This window comes from Gulosibacter massiliensis, assembly GCF_900626105.1.
Classification (GTDB): domain Bacteria; phylum Actinomycetota; class Actinomycetes; order Actinomycetales; family Microbacteriaceae; genus Gulosibacter; species Gulosibacter sediminis.
This window is the reverse complement of sequence record NZ_UYZX01000001.1, coordinates 1,478,432-1,497,514: the sequence shown is the minus strand read 5'-3', so window position 1 is coordinate 1,497,514 and position 19,083 is coordinate 1,478,432. Positions and strand designations below refer to the sequence as shown.

Annotated in this window: 17 protein-coding genes; 8 read left to right on the top strand and 9 right to left on the bottom strand. The window is 67.8% G+C overall.

Annotation, left to right across the window (positions count from 1 at the left end):
* Positions 1 to 50: 50 nt before the first annotated feature.
* The 3 genes from EJL01_RS07245 to EJL01_RS07235 all read right to left on the bottom strand — a co-directional run bounded on the left by EJL01_RS07245 (position 51) and on the right by EJL01_RS07235 (position 3,175).
* Positions 51 to 1,424 (bottom strand): LCP family protein, encoded by a 1,374-nt coding sequence (locus tag EJL01_RS07245; RefSeq protein ID WP_125106895.1) that lies wholly within the window; start codon positions 1,422 to 1,424, stop codon positions 51 to 53.
* A 114-nt stretch (positions 1,425 to 1,538) separates the two neighbouring features.
* Positions 1,539 to 2,042, bottom strand: coding sequence for a 5-(carboxyamino)imidazole ribonucleotide mutase (gene purE, locus EJL01_RS07240; RefSeq protein ID WP_125106894.1), 504 nt, complete (start codon positions 2,040 to 2,042; stop codon positions 1,539 to 1,541).
* Positions 2,039 to 3,175 (bottom strand): 5-(carboxyamino)imidazole ribonucleotide synthase, encoded by a 1,137-nt coding sequence (locus tag EJL01_RS07235; RefSeq protein ID WP_125106893.1) that lies wholly within the window; start codon positions 3,173 to 3,175, stop codon positions 2,039 to 2,041. The genes purE and EJL01_RS07235 overlap by 4 nt, the downstream gene beginning before the upstream one ends.
* A gap of 159 nt (positions 3,176 to 3,334) precedes the next feature.
* Between EJL01_RS07235 and EJL01_RS07230 the strand changes: the two genes are divergently transcribed.
* Complete coding sequence (locus tag EJL01_RS07230) at positions 3,335 to 3,916, top strand: GtrA family protein (RefSeq protein ID WP_235988147.1); 582 nt, start codon at positions 3,335 to 3,337, stop codon at positions 3,914 to 3,916.
* Between the two features lie 23 nt (positions 3,917 to 3,939).
* On the opposite strand, the gene ectB is transcribed toward EJL01_RS07230, so the two are convergent.
* From ectB to EJL01_RS07215, 3 genes are read right to left on the bottom strand one after another with little or no spacing between them, the layout of a single operon-like run.
* The gene (gene ectB, locus EJL01_RS07225) at positions 3,940 to 5,208 is read right to left on the bottom strand and encodes a diaminobutyrate--2-oxoglutarate transaminase (protein WP_125106892.1); all 1,269 of its coding nucleotides are present in this window, start codon (positions 5,206 to 5,208) and stop codon (positions 3,940 to 3,942) included.
* Between the two features lie 32 nt (positions 5,209 to 5,240).
* Entirely contained in the window at positions 5,241 to 5,831 is a 591-nt protein-coding gene (locus tag EJL01_RS07220; protein WP_125106891.1) for a PH domain-containing protein, read from the bottom strand.
* Positions 5,828 to 6,721 carry a biotin--[acetyl-CoA-carboxylase] ligase gene (locus EJL01_RS07215; protein ID WP_164509745.1) on the bottom strand — a complete coding sequence of 298 codons (894 nt, stop codon included), beginning with the start codon at positions 6,719 to 6,721 and terminating at the stop codon, positions 5,828 to 5,830. The genes EJL01_RS07220 and EJL01_RS07215 overlap by 4 nt, the downstream gene beginning before the upstream one ends.
* A 159-nt stretch (positions 6,722 to 6,880) precedes the next feature.
* Between EJL01_RS07215 and EJL01_RS07210 the strand changes: the two genes are divergently transcribed.
* Together EJL01_RS07210 and EJL01_RS07205 are read left to right on the top strand one after the other, a co-directional pair.
* Positions 6,881 to 8,488: an acyl-CoA carboxylase subunit beta gene (locus EJL01_RS07210; RefSeq protein WP_125106889.1), complete on the top strand. Its 1,608-nt coding sequence runs from the start codon at positions 6,881 to 6,883 to the stop codon at positions 8,486 to 8,488.
* Positions 8,488 to 8,751, top strand: a complete 264-nt coding sequence (locus EJL01_RS07205; protein WP_125106888.1) for an acyl-CoA carboxylase epsilon subunit — start codon at positions 8,488 to 8,490, stop codon at positions 8,749 to 8,751. The genes EJL01_RS07210 and EJL01_RS07205 overlap by 1 nt, the downstream gene beginning before the upstream one ends.
* Positions 8,752 to 8,775: 24 nt before the next feature.
* Here EJL01_RS07205 and EJL01_RS07200 read toward each other — a convergent pair whose 3' ends face one another.
* Entirely contained in the window at positions 8,776 to 10,074 is a 1,299-nt protein-coding gene (locus EJL01_RS07200) for a class I SAM-dependent RNA methyltransferase (RefSeq protein ID WP_125106887.1), read from the bottom strand.
* A 56-nt stretch (positions 10,075 to 10,130) separates the two neighbouring features.
* On the opposite strand from EJL01_RS07200, the gene EJL01_RS07195 reads away from it, so the two are divergent.
* The 3 genes from EJL01_RS07195 (at position 10,131) to EJL01_RS07185 (ending at position 12,125) form a co-directional block, all read left to right on the top strand.
* Positions 10,131 to 10,349, top strand: coding sequence for a hypothetical protein (locus EJL01_RS07195; protein ID WP_125106886.1), 219 nt, complete (start codon positions 10,131 to 10,133; stop codon positions 10,347 to 10,349).
* Between the two features lie 38 nt (positions 10,350 to 10,387).
* Positions 10,388 to 11,023, top strand: coding sequence for a Maf family protein (locus tag EJL01_RS07190; RefSeq protein ID WP_125106885.1), 636 nt, complete (start codon positions 10,388 to 10,390; stop codon positions 11,021 to 11,023).
* 70 nt (positions 11,024 to 11,093) lie between these two features.
* A complete protein-coding gene (locus EJL01_RS07185; protein WP_125106884.1) occupies positions 11,094 to 12,125 on the top strand; it encodes a hypothetical protein in 1,032 nt (343 codons plus the stop codon).
* Positions 12,126 to 12,181: 56 nt separating this feature from the next.
* Here the strand turns inward: EJL01_RS07185 and EJL01_RS07180 are convergent, their stop codons facing one another.
* A complete protein-coding gene (locus tag EJL01_RS07180) occupies positions 12,182 to 14,287 on the bottom strand; it encodes an ABC transporter ATP-binding protein (protein ID WP_125106883.1) in 2,106 nt (701 codons plus the stop codon).
* Positions 14,284 to 16,017: an ABC transporter ATP-binding protein gene (locus EJL01_RS07175; protein WP_125106882.1), complete on the bottom strand. Its 1,734-nt coding sequence runs from the start codon at positions 16,015 to 16,017 to the stop codon at positions 14,284 to 14,286. Before EJL01_RS07175 ends, EJL01_RS07180 begins: the two co-directional genes overlap by 4 nt.
* 203 nt (positions 16,018 to 16,220) lie before the next feature.
* Between EJL01_RS07175 and EJL01_RS07170 the strand changes: the two genes are divergently transcribed.
* Complete coding sequence (locus EJL01_RS07170; RefSeq protein WP_125106881.1) at positions 16,221 to 17,189, top strand: helix-turn-helix transcriptional regulator; 969 nt, start codon at positions 16,221 to 16,223, stop codon at positions 17,187 to 17,189.
* 94 nt (positions 17,190 to 17,283) lie between these two features.
* Complete coding sequence (locus tag EJL01_RS07165; protein ID WP_125106880.1) at positions 17,284 to 19,065, top strand: acetyl/propionyl/methylcrotonyl-CoA carboxylase subunit alpha; 1,782 nt, start codon at positions 17,284 to 17,286, stop codon at positions 19,063 to 19,065.
* The last annotated feature ends 18 nt before the right edge of the window (positions 19,066 to 19,083 follow it).

Here is a 19,083-nt window from a genome sequence, read left to right as displayed (position 1 = left end):
CCACGTGCACGGGTCGGCCCTTCGACAAGCTCAGGGACCGGATGCGCGCGCTACTGCGTCGCGTTCGGGTCGTTGCCCGCCAGGGCGTCCTCGATGAGGGTGTGGCCGTACTCGTAATCGGGCACGACGTCCTCGATCTGGAACAGCGGCGGCGCGAGGTCGAGGCGGATGTTGTCGTCGCGGCCGCGCGACTTCAGCGCGAGGTCGGCGATGATGCCGATCTGCCCCTTCGGGATGTCAGTTGTCACGACCTCGTCGAGGGAGTTCATGATTGCGCTCGAGTGCTGCACCATGGCGCCGGGCAGCTGCGCGATGATCGCGTCCTGCAGCTCGCGCTGCCGCTCCATGCGGGCGTAGTCGGTGGTTTCGTAGCGCGAGCGGGCGTACCAGAGGGCGTGATCGCCGTTCAGCGTCTGCAGGCCAGGCTCGATGTACGCCGTCGGCGGCGTCCAGCCGGGTGAGCCATCGTCGTTGATGCCCATCGCGATGCGCTCCTTGACGTCGATCTCGACGCCACCCATCGCATCCACGAGGTCGGCAAACCCCTGCATGTTGATCATCACGTGGTACTGAATGTCGAGGCCGGTGATCCACTCGACCGCGTCCTTCGTCGCCTCGATGGCCGGCTCGGAGCCGTGGTCGGCCGCATCCTGGTACATGTCGTAGTTCCACACCGTCACCTCGGTGTAGACCGAGTTGAGGTAGCAGACGTCGACGTTGCAGCCCGTGTAGCCATCGGGATACATGTCGTGCATCGGGCCGTCGACGAAGCCAAAATCGGTGAGCGTACGCGGCAGACCGATCGTCGTAACCTGGCCAGTGAACGCGTCGAAGCTCATGACGCTGATCGAGTCGGGGCGCACGCCCTCGCGGTCCGCGCCCGCGTCACCGCCGAGCAGCATGACGTTGATGCGGCCGTCGGCGGGCAGCTTTAGCCCCGCGCTGCCGCCGCCGAAGATGTTGTCGACGGTGTTCCGCACGACGCCGATCTGCGTCGCGATGAAACCGCCAACGAACACCGGAATCACTGTCGCGATCAGCGCGACCACGAGCACCAGGCCGCGAGCGAGCGCATCCACGCGAATGAGCCTCGCTTGCCGCATCGTCTCGACCATCGTCACGGCCATCCAGAGGCCGTAGCCGAGGAACACCCACGCGAGCAGCCGCAGCCCCCAAGACGTGGTCAGCGGGAAGAACAGCGCACTGCGGAGCACGAACCAAAGCACGAGCACTGCGATGAGCACGTACACCCACAGCAGCCAGAGCCGCAGCCCCGCGCGCCCGAATCGGCGGTTGCCGGCAAGCAGCGGGCCAGCACCCGGCACGAGCAGGTTGGCGACGAGTAGCCACCAGGCTCGCCGAGTCATGAACTCGGGTGAGGACACGTCGGGCTGACGCAGCGGGCGGGCGAAGGATGAGTGCATAAATGAAAGGCCTAGGTCGCGGACGCGAAGGGGCGCGGCTGACGGAACACCGCAATCACGCCCCGAGGGAATATACCCGGCGCGCTCGCGAAAAACCGTCGGCCAAGCCGAACGCTAGAGCTGCGCCTTGAGCGCCGCGTTCTTCTCATCGACCATCGCGGTGAGCCCGTCCGCGTACTCCTGCAGCCGATCGGCCACTGCCGCGTCGTGCGAACCGAGGATGCGCGCGGCGAGAATTCCCGCGTTCTTCGCGCCGCCGATCGACACGGTCGCGACCGGGATGCCCGCGGGCATCTGCACGATCGACAGCAGCGAGTCCATCCCGTCGAGATACTTGAGCGGCACGGGCACACCGACCACCGGCAGCGTGGTCATCGAGGCGACCATGCCGGGCAGGTGCGCCGCGCCGCCGGCGCCCGCGATAATCACCTCGAGGCCGCGCGAGCGCGCCTGCCGGGCGTAGTCGACCAGCTTGTCGGGCGTACGGTGGGCCGAGACGACCTCGACCTCGCAGGCGACCCCGAACTCAGCGAGGATGTCGCGGGCCTCGTGCATGACTCGCCAGTCGGAGTCTGAGCCCATGATGATGCCCACGCGGGGCGTCGCGTCCGTGGTCATTCCGCGATCTCCTCATCGTCGAACGTCGCGGCCGCGGATCGCGCGGCGTAGGCGACCTCGTCGAGGTTGCCACCGGTCACGGTCACGTGGCCCACCTTGCGGCCGGGGCGCGCCGACTTGCCGTAGGTGTGCAACTTCGCCTCGGGGTGGCGGGCCATCACGGCGGCGAAGCGATCGGTGATCGCTTCGTGCTGCGGGCCGCCGAGAATGTTGATCATGACGCTCGCGGCCTCGCGGGCGCTCGCGTCGCCAAGCGGCAGGTCGAGCACGGCGCGCAGGTGCTGCTCGAACTGGCTCGTGCGAGCGCCGTCGATCGTCCAGTGCCCCGTGTTGTGCGGGCGCATCGCGAGCTCGTTGATGAGCACGCGATCGTCGGTGGTTTCAAACAGCTCGACCGCGAGCACACCGGTCACGTCGAGGCCGGATGCGATCTGCTCGGCGATCGCGCGCGTCACCTCGCGCTCGCGTGGGGAGGCGGAAGGCGCCGGGGCGAGCACCTCCTTGCACACGCCGTTCTGTTGCACCGACTCGACGAGCGGCCAGGCCACGATCTCACCGGAGGGTCGGCGCGCGACAAGCTGCGCGAGCTCGCGGCGGAAGTCGACGAGCTCCTCAACGAGGAGCGCCTCGAAGTCGCCGAACCAGTCGGCGCCCTCGCTGCCGGCGCGCACGATGCGCACGCCGTGGCCGTCGTAGCCGCCGCGGGGCGTCTTCAGCACCGCCTCGCCGTCGTGCGCGGCGATGAATGCGTCAAGCTCGGCCTCGGTGCGTACCTCGGCCCACTCGGGCACCGGCGCGCCGAGTTCGGTGAGGCGGCGACGCATCGCGAGCTTGTCCTGCGCGAACTCGAGGGCGTGGGGCCCGGGATGCACGGCGACGCCGTCGTCGACGAGCGCCCGGAGGACGTCCTGCGGCACGTGCTCGTGGTCGAAGGTGACGACGTCGACCCCGCGGGCGAACTCGCGCACCGTCTCGAGGTCGCGGTAGTCGCCGACCTCGGTCGCCGCGAGGCGTGCCGACGAGCCCTCTGTCTCGGCGAGCACGCGGATCTCAATGCCAAGTTCGAGCGCCTGCGGCACCATCATTCGGGCGAGCTGGCCGCCGCCGATAACACCCACGATTGGCACTGGCATGAAAATCCTCCGCTCGTTGTATGACGTGCACGCTGGCCGCCGACATCCTCTCCATTGTGGCATCCACAACCGCCAGATCAGCGTGCGCAGGGGTCTCTCATGCGAGAATGGTCGACGGCCCGCGAGGACTTTCCCTGCACCCGACCCATCGGACACGCATTGACTGAACAGCAGCATCCCCACCACGATCCGTCGTGGCGCGACACCAGGCACCCCCAATCGGGTGCGATCGCGATCATTGCTGCTGAAGAGGCCGACGCGCGAACCCACCCCGGCAATCACCCCCGCCGCGGCACCCGCGACTGGTGGGGCCACCTCTTCAAGCAGCTCATGAAGTTCGGGCTCATCGGCGGCCTCGGCGTCGTCGTCGACATGGGCGTGTTCAACTGGCTGCGCGCGACAGTGCTGTCGCCCTCCGAGGTCACGTGGGGCCCGATGGCCGCGAACATCATCGCGACGCTCGTCGCGATCATCTTCAACTGGGCCGGCAACCGCTTCTGGACGTTCCGCAAGGAACGCCACCACACCTCAACCTCGCGCGAGGCGATCGAGTTCTTCGCCGTCAGCCTCGCCGGCATGCTCATCGGCCTGCTGCCGCTGTGGTTCACCCACTACGGCATGGGCTGGACGAGCCCGATCGCCGACAACATTTCAAAGCTGGTCGGTATCGGCCTCGGCTCGGTTTTCCGCTTCGTGCTCTACCGCTGGTGGGTTTACTCCCCCAGCCGCGCGACCGCCTAGCGGCCGCGCGACCGGCGGACTAACTAGCTCGCGACGGCGGCGAGGTTCCGGGCCGAGCGCGCGAGCACATCCACGCCGGCGCGCAGCTCGTCGAGCTCGATGACGAGCGGCGGCAGGAACTTGAGCACCTGATCGTCCGAGCCGGCGCACTCGATGATGACGCCGTTCTTGAAGGCTTCCTTGCTCATGCGGCCGGCCCACGTGCGGTCGGCCTTCGACTCGACGCCGTAGACGAGGCCGCGGCCGCGCACCTCGAGCTCGAGGGCGGGATGCTCGGCGGCGAGCTTCTCGAGCTCCTCGCGCAGCAGCTCGCTGCGCTCGGCAATGCCGCGCTCGAACTCGTCGTTGGTCCAGTACGTCTCGATCGCGCGGCGAGCGGCGACGAACGAGAGGTTGAGGCCGCGGAAAGTGCCCGAGTGCTGACCCGGCTTCCAGATGTCGAGATCGGGGCGAATGAGCAGCAGGGCCATCGGCAGGCCGTAACCACCGATCGACTTCGAGAGCGTGACGAGGTCGGGCACGATTCCCGAGTCTTCCCAGCTGAAGAACTGGCCGGTGCGGCCGACGCCGACCTGGATGTCGTCGACGATGAGCAGAATGTCGCGGTCGGCAGTGAGCTTGCGCAGGTGCTGCAGCCACTCGCGCGAGGCGACGTTGATGCCGCCCTCGCCCTGCACCGTCTCGACGATCACGGCGGCAGGGGCGTCAACGCCGCCCGATGCGTCGTCGAGCATCTTCTCGAGCAGGTCGAGCGTGTCGAAGTCGGCGCCGAGGTAGCCGTCGTAGGGCATCCGGGTGACGTTGCCGAGGTTGACGCCGGCGGCCTTGCGGAAGCCCGAGCCCGCCGTGGCCGCAACCGCGCCGAGCGAGACGCCGTGGAACGCGTTCGTGAAGGCGATGATGTTGCTGCGGCCCGTCGCCATGCGCGCGAGCTTCAGCGCCGCCTCGACGGTGTTGGCGCCGGTCGGGCCCGTGAACTGCACGCGGTAGTCGAGTCCGCGGGGCGTAAGGATGTGCTGCTCGAACGCCTCGAGGAACTCGCGCTTCGCGCTCGTGGCCATGTCGAGGCCGTGCACGATGCCGTCCCGCTCGATGTAGTCGAGCAGCGCCTGCTTGAAGTTGTCGTTGTTGTGCCCGTAGTTGAGCGTTCCGGCACCGGCAAAGAAGTCAATGTACTCGGTGCCGTCTTCAGCGATGAGTCGCGACCCCTTCGCCGAGGTGAACACGGCTGGGAATGCGCGGATGTACCCGCGGACCTCAGATTCGCGTCGTTCAAATACATCCATGCTCATGTAGGCCTCCTAGTTATTGCAGTGGTTTGACCCTACCGCTCGGGGTTTCCCGTCAGCTCACGCAACGCCTGGGTCACGGTGACCGCGTTCGGCACGTCGCGCAGTTGCATCCGCAGTCCAGATACCGAGAGCAACGTGATCGTGCCGCTGCCGAAAATCGCCTGCCAGGCGTTGCGGCGCATCTCGACGCTCGAAACGACATGATGCGGTAGCTCGTGGGTGGTGTTGTGCGGTTGGCCCTTGCGGGTCGAGGTGCGATAGGTGGTGATGGTGTAGCGGGTGCGCAGCCAGAGAATGATCGGCACGAAGCCGAGCAGCACCAGCGCGACGGCCGCGATGATGCCCCACCACAGCCACGGGCCCGACTCGCGCAGCTCGCGAAACGCGTAGCCAATGAACGCGGCGCACACGATGATCACGAGGCTCGGGATCACGATGCGATTCGCGTGCTGCCGGATGCGCGCAATGGTCACCTCGGCGACGCCGCGCGGAGGCTGCGCCTGGTGCGCCGGCTGCGCGTGGCGGGGCGGATACGCGGCGTCGCTCGATTGCGGTTGGTCGGCGGCCTGCGGCGGGCCAGCGTGCTGCGGGTGCCCGCCTCCGGGTGCGAAGGGGCTGCTCACGCGAGCGACCCGTCGTCGAGGCGTAGGTGCTGCACGTCGCCGACGCGCACGGCGTGCTCGGTGCCGGCGTCGTCGGTGACGAGGAGTTCGCCCGTCGAGGCGACCCCGCTCGCGGTGCCGACGAGGTCGGTGTCTTCGAGACGGCTGACGCGTACGCGGCGGCCGAGGGTCGTGAGGTTGTCTCGCAGCTCGGCCGCGAGCCCTGAGGCCTCGGCGTCGCCGTTGTGCGCGATGAGGGCGTCGATGCGCGAGGCGAGCTCGCCGACGTACCGGACCGTCAGGTCTTCGTGTGGCACGTGGAGGCCGAGGTCGGCGATCGACGTCGCGTTCGCGAGCGCGTCGGCGTTCGCGAACGCCTCCGACACCTGGGCCGCGGCGAAGGCGGCACCCGCGGCCGCCGGCGGCGCGACGATCGGGATCGGCGTCGTGAGTGCCTGCGGGTCGCGCAGGTTGATGCCGGTGCCGACGACGCAGGCGAAGCGCTCGCCGCCCGCGATCACACCGAGGATTTCGCCGAGGATGCCCGCGGTCTTGCGGCCCTCGATGAGCACGTCGTTCGGCCACTTCAGCTGCAGGCGACTCGCCTGGTGGGGGCCCGCCAGCTCGGCGAGGGTAGCCCGAAGCGCGAGGCCAGCGGCAAGGGTGACCCAACCAATCGACGTGCGCGCCGCATCCGCCGAGAACTCGAGATATGTCGAGATGGCGAGCGACGCATCCGGGGTTTCGATCCACTCGCGGTCGAGCCGGCCGCGGCCCGCTGTCTGGTTCGTGGTCGCGAGGGTCTGGAACTGCGCGAACTGCTCCTCGTCAGCGAAGCGGCGGCGAACGGCGTCATTCGTTGAGTCGACGGTGTCGAGCCATTCGATCTTGGGTCCCCTGGCAGCAGTCATAGTGCTCCCATTATTGGCCGCATCGGCCGAGATCGGGCTGCATCCGTGCGTGATCATGGAGCACCCTGCCGCGCTTTGTGGCATTCGTCAAGAATCTTCCGCGATGTATACGAGGTTTCATCCACAGATTGGGACCCCGGCGCGTATAGGGTGGGCAGGATGAATGACAAGCCCGCCGCGAGCGAGCCCGAGGTCGACCTCTCGACCGCAGGCCGCATCCGAGACCTGAAGCACCGCCACGCCGAGGCCGTCACCGACGCCGAAGCTCGTGCCGCCGAGAAGCAGCATGCCAAGGGCAAGAACACCGCCCGCGAACGCATCCTTGCGCTGCTCGACCCGGGCTCGTTCGTCGAGCTCGACGAGTACGTGCGCCATCGCACCACCGCGTTCGGCATGGACAAGAGCCGGCCGTTCGGCGACTCCGTCGTGATCGGCACCGGCACGATCCACGGCCGCAACGTCGCCGTCTACTCGCAGAACTTCACGGTGTTCGGCGGCTCGCTCGGCGAGGTCGCCGGGCAGAAGATCGTGAAGATCATGGAGCACGCGCTGAAGACCGGCGTGCCGATCATCGGCATCCTCGACTCGGGCGGGGCGCGCATCCAGGAGGGCGTGATCGCGCTCGGTAAGTACGGCGAGATCTTCCGTCTCAACACGCGCGCGTCGGGCGTGATCCCGCAGATCTCGATCGTCATGGGCCCCGCGGCCGGTGGCGCCGTGTACTCGCCCGCACTCACCGACTTCGTGATCATGGTCGACAAGACCTCGCACATGTTCGTCACCGGCCCCGACGTCATCAAGACTGTCACGGGCGAGGACGTCGGCATGGAGGAGCTCGGCGGCGCGCTCGCCCACAACAAGGTGTCGGGCGTCTCGCACTACCTCGCGTCGGACGAAGACGATGCGCTCGACTACGCGCGCAACCTGCTCAGCTACCTGCCCGACAACAACCTCGCCGAGCTGCCGACCTACGACGCTGTCTCGACCCTCGAGGTCACCGACGCCGACCGCCAGCTCAACACGATCGTGCCCGACTCGCCGAACCAGCCGTATGACATGCTCTCGGTGATCGAGTCGGTCGTCGACGACGGCGAGTTTCTGCAGGTGCAGGAGCTCTATGCGCCGAACGTCATCGTCGGTTTCGCCCGCCTTGAGGGCTCGCCGATCGGCATCATCGCGAACCAGCCGAACCAGATGGCCGGCACGTTGAACATCGCCGCGGGCGAGAAGGCGGCGCGCTTCCTGCGGATGTGCGACTCGTTCTCGATCCCCATCGTCACCCTCGTCGACGTGCCCGGCTACCTGCCCGGCACCGAAGAGGAGTGGTCGGGCGTTATTCGCCGCGGCGCGAAGCTGCTCTACGCATACGCCGAGGCGACCGTGCCGCTCGTCACCGTGATTCTGCGCAAGGCCTACGGCGGCGCATACATCGTCATGGGTTCGAAGCAGATCGGCGCCGACCTCAACTTCGCGTGGCCGACCGCCGAGATCGCCGTGATGGGCGGCCAGGGCGCCGTGAACATCCTCTACCGCCGCGACATCAAGGCCGCCGAGGAGGCGGGTGAGGACGCCGCCGCGCTGGGCAAAAAGCTCGCCGACGAGTACACGTACTCGGTGGCGACGCCGTACCTCGCGGCCGAGCGTGGCGAGCTCGACTCGATCATCGAACCGGCGTCGACCCGCGTCACGCTGACGAAGGCGCTGCGGTCGCTGCGCTCGAAGCGCGCGTCGCTGCCACCGAAGAAGCACGGGAACATTCCGCTCTAATGTCGAAGCAACCAAAGGTCCGGATTCCGGATATCGACCTCACCGACTCGCTCACGCCGGGCGACGCGCGACTGCCGCGCGGCAACCCGACCGAAGACGAACTCGCCGCGATTGCGGGCACCCTCGGCGTCATGTTCACCGCGGGTGTGTCGGTCGACCGCCCGCGCGACCGCCCCGCGCGGCTCACACCCTGGCAGCGCACGCAGCGCGCCACGCGTGGCGGCGTCACCGCGCAGCAGATCCTCACCGACCGCTACCGCTAGCGAGCGCCCGCGCGGCACCGCCTGCTAGTGGGCGGCGCGGATGAAAGTGGCCACGGCCTCGACGTGGTGCGTGTTCGGGAAGAGGTCGAAGGCGCGCAGGCGGGTGAGTTCGTAGCCGCGCTCGCGCAGGAGTCCGGTGTCGCGGCCGAGCGCGACGGGGTCGCAGGCCACGTAGATGAGTTGCTGCGGCTCGAGCGCCGCGAGCGCGTCGATCACTGGGGCCTTGGCACCCGAGCGCGGCGGGTCGAGCACGACGGTGCCAGCGGCGAGGGATGCGCGCAGCGACGCATCCGCCGTCGTAGCCAGCCCGCGCAGGTAGCGGTCGACCGCCGAGGTCACCGCCGAGGTGCCCTCCCAGCGGGCAAGGTTCGAGGCGGCGTGCGCGGTGGCTTCCTCGGCCACCTCGACCGACTCGAGCCGAATGCCCGGCTCCCCCGCCGCGGCCGCGAGCGCCGCACCGAGCAAGCCGACGCCGCCGTAGAGGTCAAGGTGCTGGGCTGCAGCGTCGAAGTGCTCGCGATCAAGCGCCTCGCCGACCGCGTCGAACAGGGTTGTCGCGGCGGCGCGGTGGATCTGCCAGAACCCGTCTTCGTTCACGTCGAACGCGAAGTCGTGCACTCGCTCGTGCACGATGCCGGCAGCGCGGGACGGCTTCGCATCGGGGCGGCGAAGTAGGTGCACCTCGTGGTCAGCCGGCGCGACGAAGTCAATGCGTCCGGGCGAACGCGAGCCGGCGCGGATCTCGGCGAGCGCCGACTCCTCGATATCGCTGAAGGCGAGCGGCAGGTCGTCGACATCGACGATGCGGTGCGATCGAGCGGCATACGGCCCGACGCGCTTGTCGGCATCGACGTGCAGCGTGAGGCGGGTGCGCCAGCCGGTGCCGCGCGACTCGTCGTCGCCCGGCAGGCCCGCCACCTCGAGTTCGCCAAGCAGCGCGCCATCGGCGTCAACGCCGCCGAAGCGGGCCATCGCATCGGCAAGCACGCGCCGCTTTAGCTCGCGCCCGAACTCGGGCAGGGTGTGCCCAAACTCGGCACCGCCGGCGCGATCCTCAGGCGCACGGTCGAGCGACGCCGCCGCCCAAACGTGCTCCTGACGCTCGGGCGCGGCCTCGAGCACGCGCAGCGTCTCGCCACGGGCGAAGCGCTTCTTCACTTCGGCGACGCGCACCTCGACGCGCTCGCCGGGCAGCGCATCCGAGACGAATACGACGCGGCCCGACTCGTGGCGGGCAACGAAGATGCCGCCGTGGGCCACATCGCCGACGGTCAGTTCAACGATCTGGCCCGGAACGAGCTCGGATGCAGTGGTTTCAGTCACGCCCACAAGTCTAATTGGCGCGCCCCGCCGCAGCCCTGGCTGCTAGCGTTGGCGCGATGAGCACTCCGAAGGCACCGAAGCGCAAGGGCGGCGTCGCCCTCATGATCATCGGCATCATTCTCATCGTTGCCGGGGCACTCAGCTCGGACGGCATCAAGCGCAGCGCCGGCGACGACATCGCGATGGCGGTCTCGCTCATCCTCACGCTCGTGTGCCTCATCGCGGGCATCGTGATGTTCGTGCTCGGCCTGCGCATCCGCACGCGCCGCGACTGACGCCGGCCGCGTTCACCCGCCTGCCTAAACTGGCGCGCATGTCGTTGATTCTTGCGTCCACCTCCCCTGCCCGCCTCGAGGTGCTCCGCGCCGCCGGCATCGAGCCCATCGTGCGCCCGAGCGACGTCGACGAGGATGCGGTGCTTGCGGCCGCGGGCTCGCTCACGCCGGCCGAGACAGTCCTGACGCTCGCGCGCGCGAAGGCCCTCGCGGTGGCCGATGGCGAGGATACGCTCGATGGCTTCGTGCTCGGCGGCGACTCGATGTTCGAGGTCAACGGCGTGCTTCAGGGCAAACCGCACACTCCTGAGCGCGCCCGCGAACGCTGGGAACAGCAGCGCGGCAAGAGCGGCACACTCTGGTCGGGCCACTGGCTCGTCGATCGGCGCGAGGGGCACGACGGCGCGGTCGGCGTCGGCGCCGTGAAGTCGGCGACCCTGACGTTCGCTGACGACCTCGACGACGCCGAGATCGACGCGTACGTCGCCTCGGGCGAACCACTCTTCGTCGCGGGCGCCTTCACAATCGACTCGCTCGGTGGTGCCTTCATTGACCGTATCGACGGCGACCCATCGACGGTCATCGGCATCTCGTTGCCCGTCGTGCGTCGTCTCGTGCGCGAGCTCGGCGGCTCGTGGCCTGCCCTCTGGAATCGCCCAGGCGCCGCGAGCTAGCGCGACTGGGGTGTGGCGGGCCGCTGCTCATGCGACGATGGAGCAAGCCCACCGAACAATGGAGATTCGCGTGACTCGACGCCTGAGCCCCGCCCCTTTCGCCCTCACCGCGGCAGCGATGCTGTTGCTCACCGGATGCGCATTCGGCGGCTCCGACCCCCGCCCGTCCGCGACGCCACCGCCGGTGAATGAGTCGCCCGGTGCATCCTCGACGCAGACCGCCGCGCCCGAAACGACCGATGCCGCCGAGACCGCGCCAGTGTCGACGCTGAGCTGCCCCGGCGTGATGGCGCACGATGCTGCGTTCGACCTCTCGATGCCCGGCTGGGGCCTCAAGGAACAGGTCGCCGTCACCGGCGGCACCTTCCAGCTCGACAAGACCGGCGCCACCGGCACCGCGACGCCCATCGATCGCGGCCTCAGTTGCTCGATCTACGGCAGCGACTACGAGGTGGGCGTGCTCTATTCCTACGTGGAGACGTCTGACTCGTTCGACGCATTCATTGCCGACCTCGAAGCCAACAACTACACACTCACCGATACCCCGACGCCGAACGTGGCCTTCTATCGAGTCGAGGGCTCCGAGAGCGAGGGCCACGGTTTCGACCACTTTGCGGCGATTGGCGATGGCTGGGCGGTCGTCGGATGGTCGGCGCTCGACCGCGAACTCAATGCGACGCTATTCACCGGCGAGTACCGCGATGTCGACCCCAACGACTATGTGTCGAGCGAACAGGCGACACTCGGTTGCTCGATGTTTCTCGGGGAGCAACTCGAAACCGACGCGACGACGCAGGTACCGATTCTTCAGGAGAGTCACCTCAGCCTGCTCCGCGGCGGCGAAAACGCGCTCACGACCAATCGAGACCCCTACTCAACCAATTTCGACGTGCTCTGCGACCAGGTCGTCTGGCACGAGGGCGAAGTGGCGCCCGATGCGCCGGGCGACGCAATCGCGTCGACGCCCGAGTGCGAGATCTACCAGCGCGGCGAGCGCGACTACCTCGCCGACTGTGGCGACGCGGGGTACGCCGAGGTTGCAGCGAGTGACCTCACGGCCACCCAGGTGCGCACCCCGGCCTTCCGCGGCTTCGACGAGTAGTCCCGAGAATGAGTGTGGGCCGCATCCCCTTCAGGATGCGGCCCACACTCGTTTCGCTAACTCACCGTCAGTTGCTCGCCCGCAGGACCGCCGACGACCGGGGTTGCACCGGTCGCCGACTGCGCGTGCTCGGCCGTGCCGTCGCCGGGGGCCTCGTCGAGGTCGGTCGCGGCGCCCGAGAACTGCGACTGGTAGAGGCGCCAGTAGGCGCGCTGCTGCGCGAGCAGCGAGTCGTGGTTGCCCTGCTCGACGATCGAACCCTGCTCCATCACGAGAATGAGGTCGGCGTCGCGAATCGTCGAGAGGCGGTGCGCGATCACGAAGCTCGTGCGGCCCTGACGCAGCGCGTTCATGGCTTGCTGCAGCAGAAGCTCGGTGCGGGTGTCGACCGAGCTCGTGGCCTCATCGAGGATGAGTACGGCCGGGTTGGCAACGAACGCGCGGGCGATCGTGATGAGCTGCTTCTCACCCGCCGAGACGTTCGAGGCGTCCTCGTCGAGCATGGTGTCGTAGCCGTCGGGCAGCGACTGCACGAAGCGGTCGACGTAGGTCGTGCGCGCCGCCTCCTTGATTTGCTCGTCGGTCGCGTCGTCGTTGCCGTAGCGGATGTTCTCGAGGATCGACCCCTGGAATAGCCACGGGTCTTGCAGCACCATGCCGGTGCGGGCACGCACGTCGTGACGGCGAAGCTCGCCCGTCGTCTGCCCGTCGAGCAGGATGCGCCCGGAGTCGACGTCGTAGAACCGCATGACGAGGTTGACGAGCGTCGTCTTACCGGCGCCCGTCGGCCCAACGATGGCGACGGTCTGGCCGGGCTCGACGCTGAAGCTGAGGTCTTTGATCAGCGGGCGCCAGTCGGGCGAGTCCTTGTCCTTTGAGTACGAGAACGCGACGTGGTCGAACTCGATCTTGCCGGGGCCCGGCACGAGGTCGGGCGAGTTCGGGTCGTCCTCCGGCTCATCCTCGGCGTCGAGCAGCTCGAACACGCGCTCTGCCGAGGCGGTGGCCGACTGAATGACCGGGGCCATCTGCCCGACCTGACCCATCTGACCCGAGAACTGCTGCGAATACTGCATGAACGCCTGCACATCGCCGAGGCGGAGGTTACCGCTCGCGATCTGCAGGCCACCGATAACGGCGACACCGACGGTCGACAGTGTGCCGGCGAACTGCATGAGCGGCATCATCAGACCGCTGAGGAACTGCGCCCTGAACGATGCCTGGAACAGCTCGTCGTTCTCGTCGTTGAACTTCTCGCGCGAATCCTTCTCGCGGCCGAAGACACGCACGAGCGCATGGCCCGAGAACGACTCCTCGACGCGGGCGTTGAGACGACCCGTCGACTTCCACTGGCCCTGGTAGGCCTTCTGCGAACGCGGGCCGATGACCGCCATGATGATGCCGGTGATCGGCAGCGTCACGAGCGCAATCAATGCCAGCAGCCATGAGATCGTGAACATCATGATGAGCAGACCGATGATCATCAGCACGCTGTTGATCACGTAGATGAGCGACTGCTGCAGCGCGTTGGTGATGTTGTCGACATCGTTCGTGACACGGCTGAGCAACTCACCGCGCTTCGTGCGGTCGAAATAGCTCAGCGGCAGGCTGTGCACCTTATCTTCGACGCTGCGGCGCAGGCGGTGCATCGCCTTGATGACGATGCCGTTGAGCATGTAGCCGACCCAGTAGTCGAGCAGCGTCGCGATGAGGTACACCGCAAGCACGACCAGCAGGGTCTGCGAGAGCGCGGAGAAGTCGACGCCCTGGCCAGGCACGAGGTCCATCGCCGACACCATTTCCGCGAAGTTATGCTGCCCGTCGGCCTCGAGCTGTGAGACCACCTGTTCCTTCGAGACGCCCGCGGGCATCTGCGCCGAGATGACGCCCTCGAAGATGAGGTTGGTGGCGTTGCCGAGCAGGCGGGGCGCCCAGAGGGTGAGGAGCACCCACACCACGCCGAGCCCGGTGGCGAACACGAACTTCAGCTTCCACGGTGCCATGAGGCTCAGCAGTCGCTTGAAGCTGGGCCAGAAGTTCTTCGCTGGGCGCGAGTCGGCGCCCATGCCACCCCAGTCGCCGCCGGCAGCGGCGGCCGCGGCGGTCTCTTCGTCGAATTCGTCGACGGTTGCTGTGGAATTCGTCTTGGGTGCGTCGGTCATCGAGTTGCCTCCGCGCCGAGCTGCGACTCGACGATCTCCTGATACGTGGGGTTGTCCGCGAGCAGTTGCTCGTGAGTGCCGTCACCGACAATGCGGCCGCCATCGAGCACGATGATGCGGTCGGCGTCGGTAATGGTCGACACACGCTGGGCGACGACGAACTTCGTCGTCTGCGGCAGCTCCTGCCAGAGCGCCTCGCGCAGGCGGGCGTCGGTCGTGAGGTCGAGCGCCGAGAAGGAGTCGTCGAACACGAGCAGCTTCGGCTTGCGAATGAGCGCGCGGGCGATCGAGAGACGCTGGCGCTGACCGCCCGAGACGTTCGTGCCGCCTTGGGCGATCGACGCCTCGAGCTGGCCCGGTATATCGCTGACGAAGTCATCGGCCTGCGCCACGCGCAGCGCCCACCACATGTCGTCCTCGGTTGCGCCCTCAAGGCCGACCTCGAGGTTGGATGCGATGGTGCCGGCGAAGAGGTACGGCCGCTGCGGCACATAGCCGATCGAGTCCCAGAGGCTCGACGCATCCGCCTCGCGCACCGGTACACCGCCGACGCGCACTTGGCCGTCGGTGACGTCGAACAGGCGCGGGATGAGGTTCGCGAGCGTCGTCTTGCCCGACCCCGTCGAGCCGATCACGGCGACCGTCTGGCCGGGCTCGGCGGTGAAGTTGATGTCGCTGAGCACCGGCTTGTCGGCGCCCGGGTAGGCGAACGTCACGTTGTCGAACTCGACCCGGCCCGGGGTGGGCTGCTCGGCGATGCCCTGTTCGGGGAACTTCAGCGACGTGTCGGTCGCGAGCACCTCGCTGATGCGGGTCGCGCAGACCGAGGCGCGCGGAATCATCGTGGTCATGAAGCTGACCATGATGACGCCCATGAGGATCTGCATCGTGTACGAGATGTAGGCGATGAGCGCGCCCACCTCGATGGTGCCGGAGTCAACGAGGTGGCCACCGAACCAGACGACGCCGACCGAGGTGATCTCCATGATCAGCATCGCGGCGGGGAACACGATGACGAAGAGATTACCGACGCGGCGGCCGATGTCGGCGAGGTTGTCGTTCGCCTCGCCGAAGCGGCGGCGCTCGATGCCTTCGCGCACGAACGCGCGCACGACGCGAATGCCGGTGAGCTGCTCGCGCATCACTCGGTTGACGCCGTCGAGGCGGTCTTGGAGCTTGCCGAAGAGCGGAATCATGCGGCCGACGATGGCGCCCATAAGGAGTAGCAGGACGGGCACGGCGACGGCGATCACCCACGAGAGCTCGATCGACTGACGGATGGCCATGATGACGCCGCCGATCGCGAGCATCGGAGCCGAGACCATGACGAGCGCGCCCATGAACACCAGCATCTGCACCTGCTGCACGTCGTTCGTGCTGCGGGTGATGAGCGAACCGGCGCCGAACTCGGCAACTTCACGCTCGGAGAAGCCGGCAACGTGGTCAAACACGTCGCGGCGCAGGTCGCGCCCGACCGACATGGCGGCGCGCGCCGAGCAGTAGGTCGCGACGAGGATGCAGACGAGTTGACCGATGGCGACGAGCAGCATTACGCCACCGGTCTGCCAGATGTAGCCGACGTCGCCCTTCGCGACACCGTTGTTGATGATGTCAGCGTTGAGGGTGGGAATGTAGAGCATTGCGAACGCCTGCAGCAGCTGGAACACCAGCACGCCGATGACGAGCGGTAGGTGCGGACGCAAATACCTACCGAGCAATTTGAGCAACATGAAATACCGCCTTGTGGGCCACTTCTTCGAGACAGAACGTCGGGCGCCTGGGTGGAGCGAGACCCGATTGTGAAAACGGGTTCTATCCTCGCAGACTCAGGTGGCCGACGCATTTGTGGATCGCATCGTTTTTCTCTGGTCAGGGGCAAAACTATCGGCATTTGCGGACACTTCTTGTCCGCAAAATCCGGCAGACTGTCGCCATGTCCGAAGTGACCGCGCGAACCCTTCGACTGCTCGACCTGCTGCAGTCGCGTTCGGTGTGGTCTGGCGACGAGCTCGCGGCCGAGCTTGGCGTCACCACCCGCTCCATCCGGCGCGACATCGATCGCCTGCGCGAGCTCGGGTATCCGGTGCTCGCGACCGCCGGCCACGGCGGCGGGTACCAACTCGGCCCGGGGCGCTCGCTCCCGCCCCTCCTCCTCGAGCAGAGCGAGGCCGTCGCGATGGCCGTTTCGCTCCAGCTCGCGGCGACGTCGGGCATCGACGGCCTCGCCGACGGTGCCGTGCGCGCCCTCACGAAGCTTGACCAGGTGCTTCCACCCAAGCTCCGCCCCGAGATCGCCGCGGTCACCGAGTCGGTCGATGTGCCCGCGCCAAACGGACCCGTCGTCGATGCCGAGTTGCTCCGCGTGCTCGCGCGCGCTGTGCGCGATGGCGTGCGGCTCGAGTTTGGTTATACGGCTGCGGATGGGCGGGCGAGCTCACGCCGCACCGAACCGTACCGCGTGCTCGCGATCGATCGACGCTGGTACCTGCACGCCTTCGACCTCGACCGCGACGACTGGCGCGTGTTCCGCCTCGACCGCATTCGCGAGCCGCGCGCATCCACGCTGCGCTTCGAGCCCCGGGTTGCGCCGGACTCGCTCGAGGCAGTGCGGCAGGCGCGCGCCTACCAGCCGGGCGAGCCGATGCAGCTGCGCATCCTCGCCCCGCTGCACGAGGTGCGCGAGCGGATGCCCGAGTGGCTCCGCGGCGACCTCGAGGCCATCGACGACGACACGACGCTGCTCACCACGCGCGGCGATCCCCGCTGGGTTGCGGCGCTCGCGACCATGAGCCCCTTCGACTTTGTGCCCGTCGGCCCGCCGCAACTCGCCGAGGCGGTCGCCGATCTCGCGACGAAACTCGGCCGAGCCCACAGCGTCGCCAGCCGCGACAACCCGCGCTAGGCCGAGCGCTTCGTGATTTCCGCAACGATTTCGCGAGAAACACTGTTGGGAAGTTCCAACGCCGACGGTGCCTTTCCTCATAAGCTAGGGAGTTATGCCTCGCATTGAGAAACTCCTGATCGCCAACCGCGGCGAGATTGCCGTCCGGATCATTCGCGCCGCCCGTGACTACGGCATCCCTTCGGTCGCCGTGTACGCCGACCAGGATCGCGAGGCCCCGCACGCTCGGCTCGCCGATGAGGCGTACGCCCTGCGCGGCGCGACCGGCGCCGAAACCTACCTCGTCATCGAGAAGCTGCTGTCGGTGGCACGTCGCTCGGGGGCGAACGCCGTGCACCCGGGCTACGGCTTCCTCTCCGAGAACGCCGACTTCGCGCGCGCCGTCATCGACGCGGGCCTCATCTGGATCGGCCCGTCGCCCGAGGCGATCGAGGCGCTCGGCGACAAGGTGACCGCTCGCCACGTGGCCGAGTCGGTGGGTGCGCCCCTGGCACCCGGCACGCTCGAGCCGGTGCAGGGCGCGTCCGAGGTCGTCGACTTCGCTCGCGAGGTCGGCTTCCCGGTTGCCATCAAGGCGGCCTACGGCGGCGGCGGGCGCGGTCTCAAGATCGTGCGCGAGGAGTCGGAGATCGCCGACGCGTTCGAGTCGGCCACGCGCGAAGCGGTCGCAGCATTCGGCCGCGGCGAATGCTTCGTCGAGAAGTTCCTCGACCAGCCGCGCCACGTCGAGACCCAGTGCCTCGCGGATGCGCACGGCAACGTCGTCGTCGTGTCGACCCGCGACTGCTCGCTGCAGCGCCGCAACCAGAAGCTCGTCGAAGAGGCCCCCGCGCCGTTCCTCACCGATGCGCAGCGCGAGCAGATGTACTCGGCATCGAAGGCGATCCTCAAGCACGTCAACTACCAGGGCGCCGGCACCTGCGAGTTCCTGCTCGCGAACGACGGCACCGTCGCGTTCCTCGAGGTGAACACCCGCCTCCAGGTCGAGCACCCCGTCTCGGAAGAAATCACGGGCATCGACCTCGTGCGCGAGCAGTTCCGCATCGCTGAGGGCGCCGAGCTTGGCTACGACGACCCGGTGTCGACGAAGCACTCGTTCGAGTTCCGCATCAACGGTGAAGACCCGGGCCGCAACTTCCTGCCCGCACCGGGCAAGATTTCGACCTACGAGGCCCCGACCGGCCCCGGCGTGCGTGTCGACTCGGGCGTCCGCCAGGGCGACACCGTCTCGGGCGCCTTCGACTCGATGATCGCCAAGCTCATCGTCACTGGCGCGACCCGCGAGGAGGCGCTCGAGCGTTCGCGCCGTGCCCTCGACGAGTTCGTCGTCGCCGGTATGCCCACCGTTATTCCGTTCCACCGCGACGTTGTGCGCCAGCCGGCGTTCACCGCTGAGAACGGCGAGTTCGGCGTCTACACGCGCTGGATCGAGACCGACTACGACAACCAGTTCGAGCCCTGGGACGGCGAGGCCGAGGAGCTTGAGCACCCGGGCGCCCGCCGCGAGGTCGTCGTCGAGGTGAATGACAAGCGCATCGAGGTCTCGTTGCCCGAGCGCCTCGTCATCTCAGCCGGCATCGAGCACGGCGGCGTTGGCCGCAACATGGCCGGCCACGCGCCCCGCCGCCGCTCGCGTGGCTCCGTCGACACGGCATCCGGCAACGACGTCACGTCGCCGATGCAGGCCACCATCGTGAAGTTCGCCGTTGAGGAGGGCCAGCGCGTCGTCAAGGGCGACCTGCTCGTCGTGCTCGAGGCCATGAAGATGGAGCAGCCGATCTCGTCGACGCGCGACGGTGTCGTGCGCGGCATCACCGGCGGCCCCGGCGAGACCATCAGCTCGGGCACGAAGCTGCTCTCGGTCGAAGACGAATAGGCCGCACTGCGCAGGCCA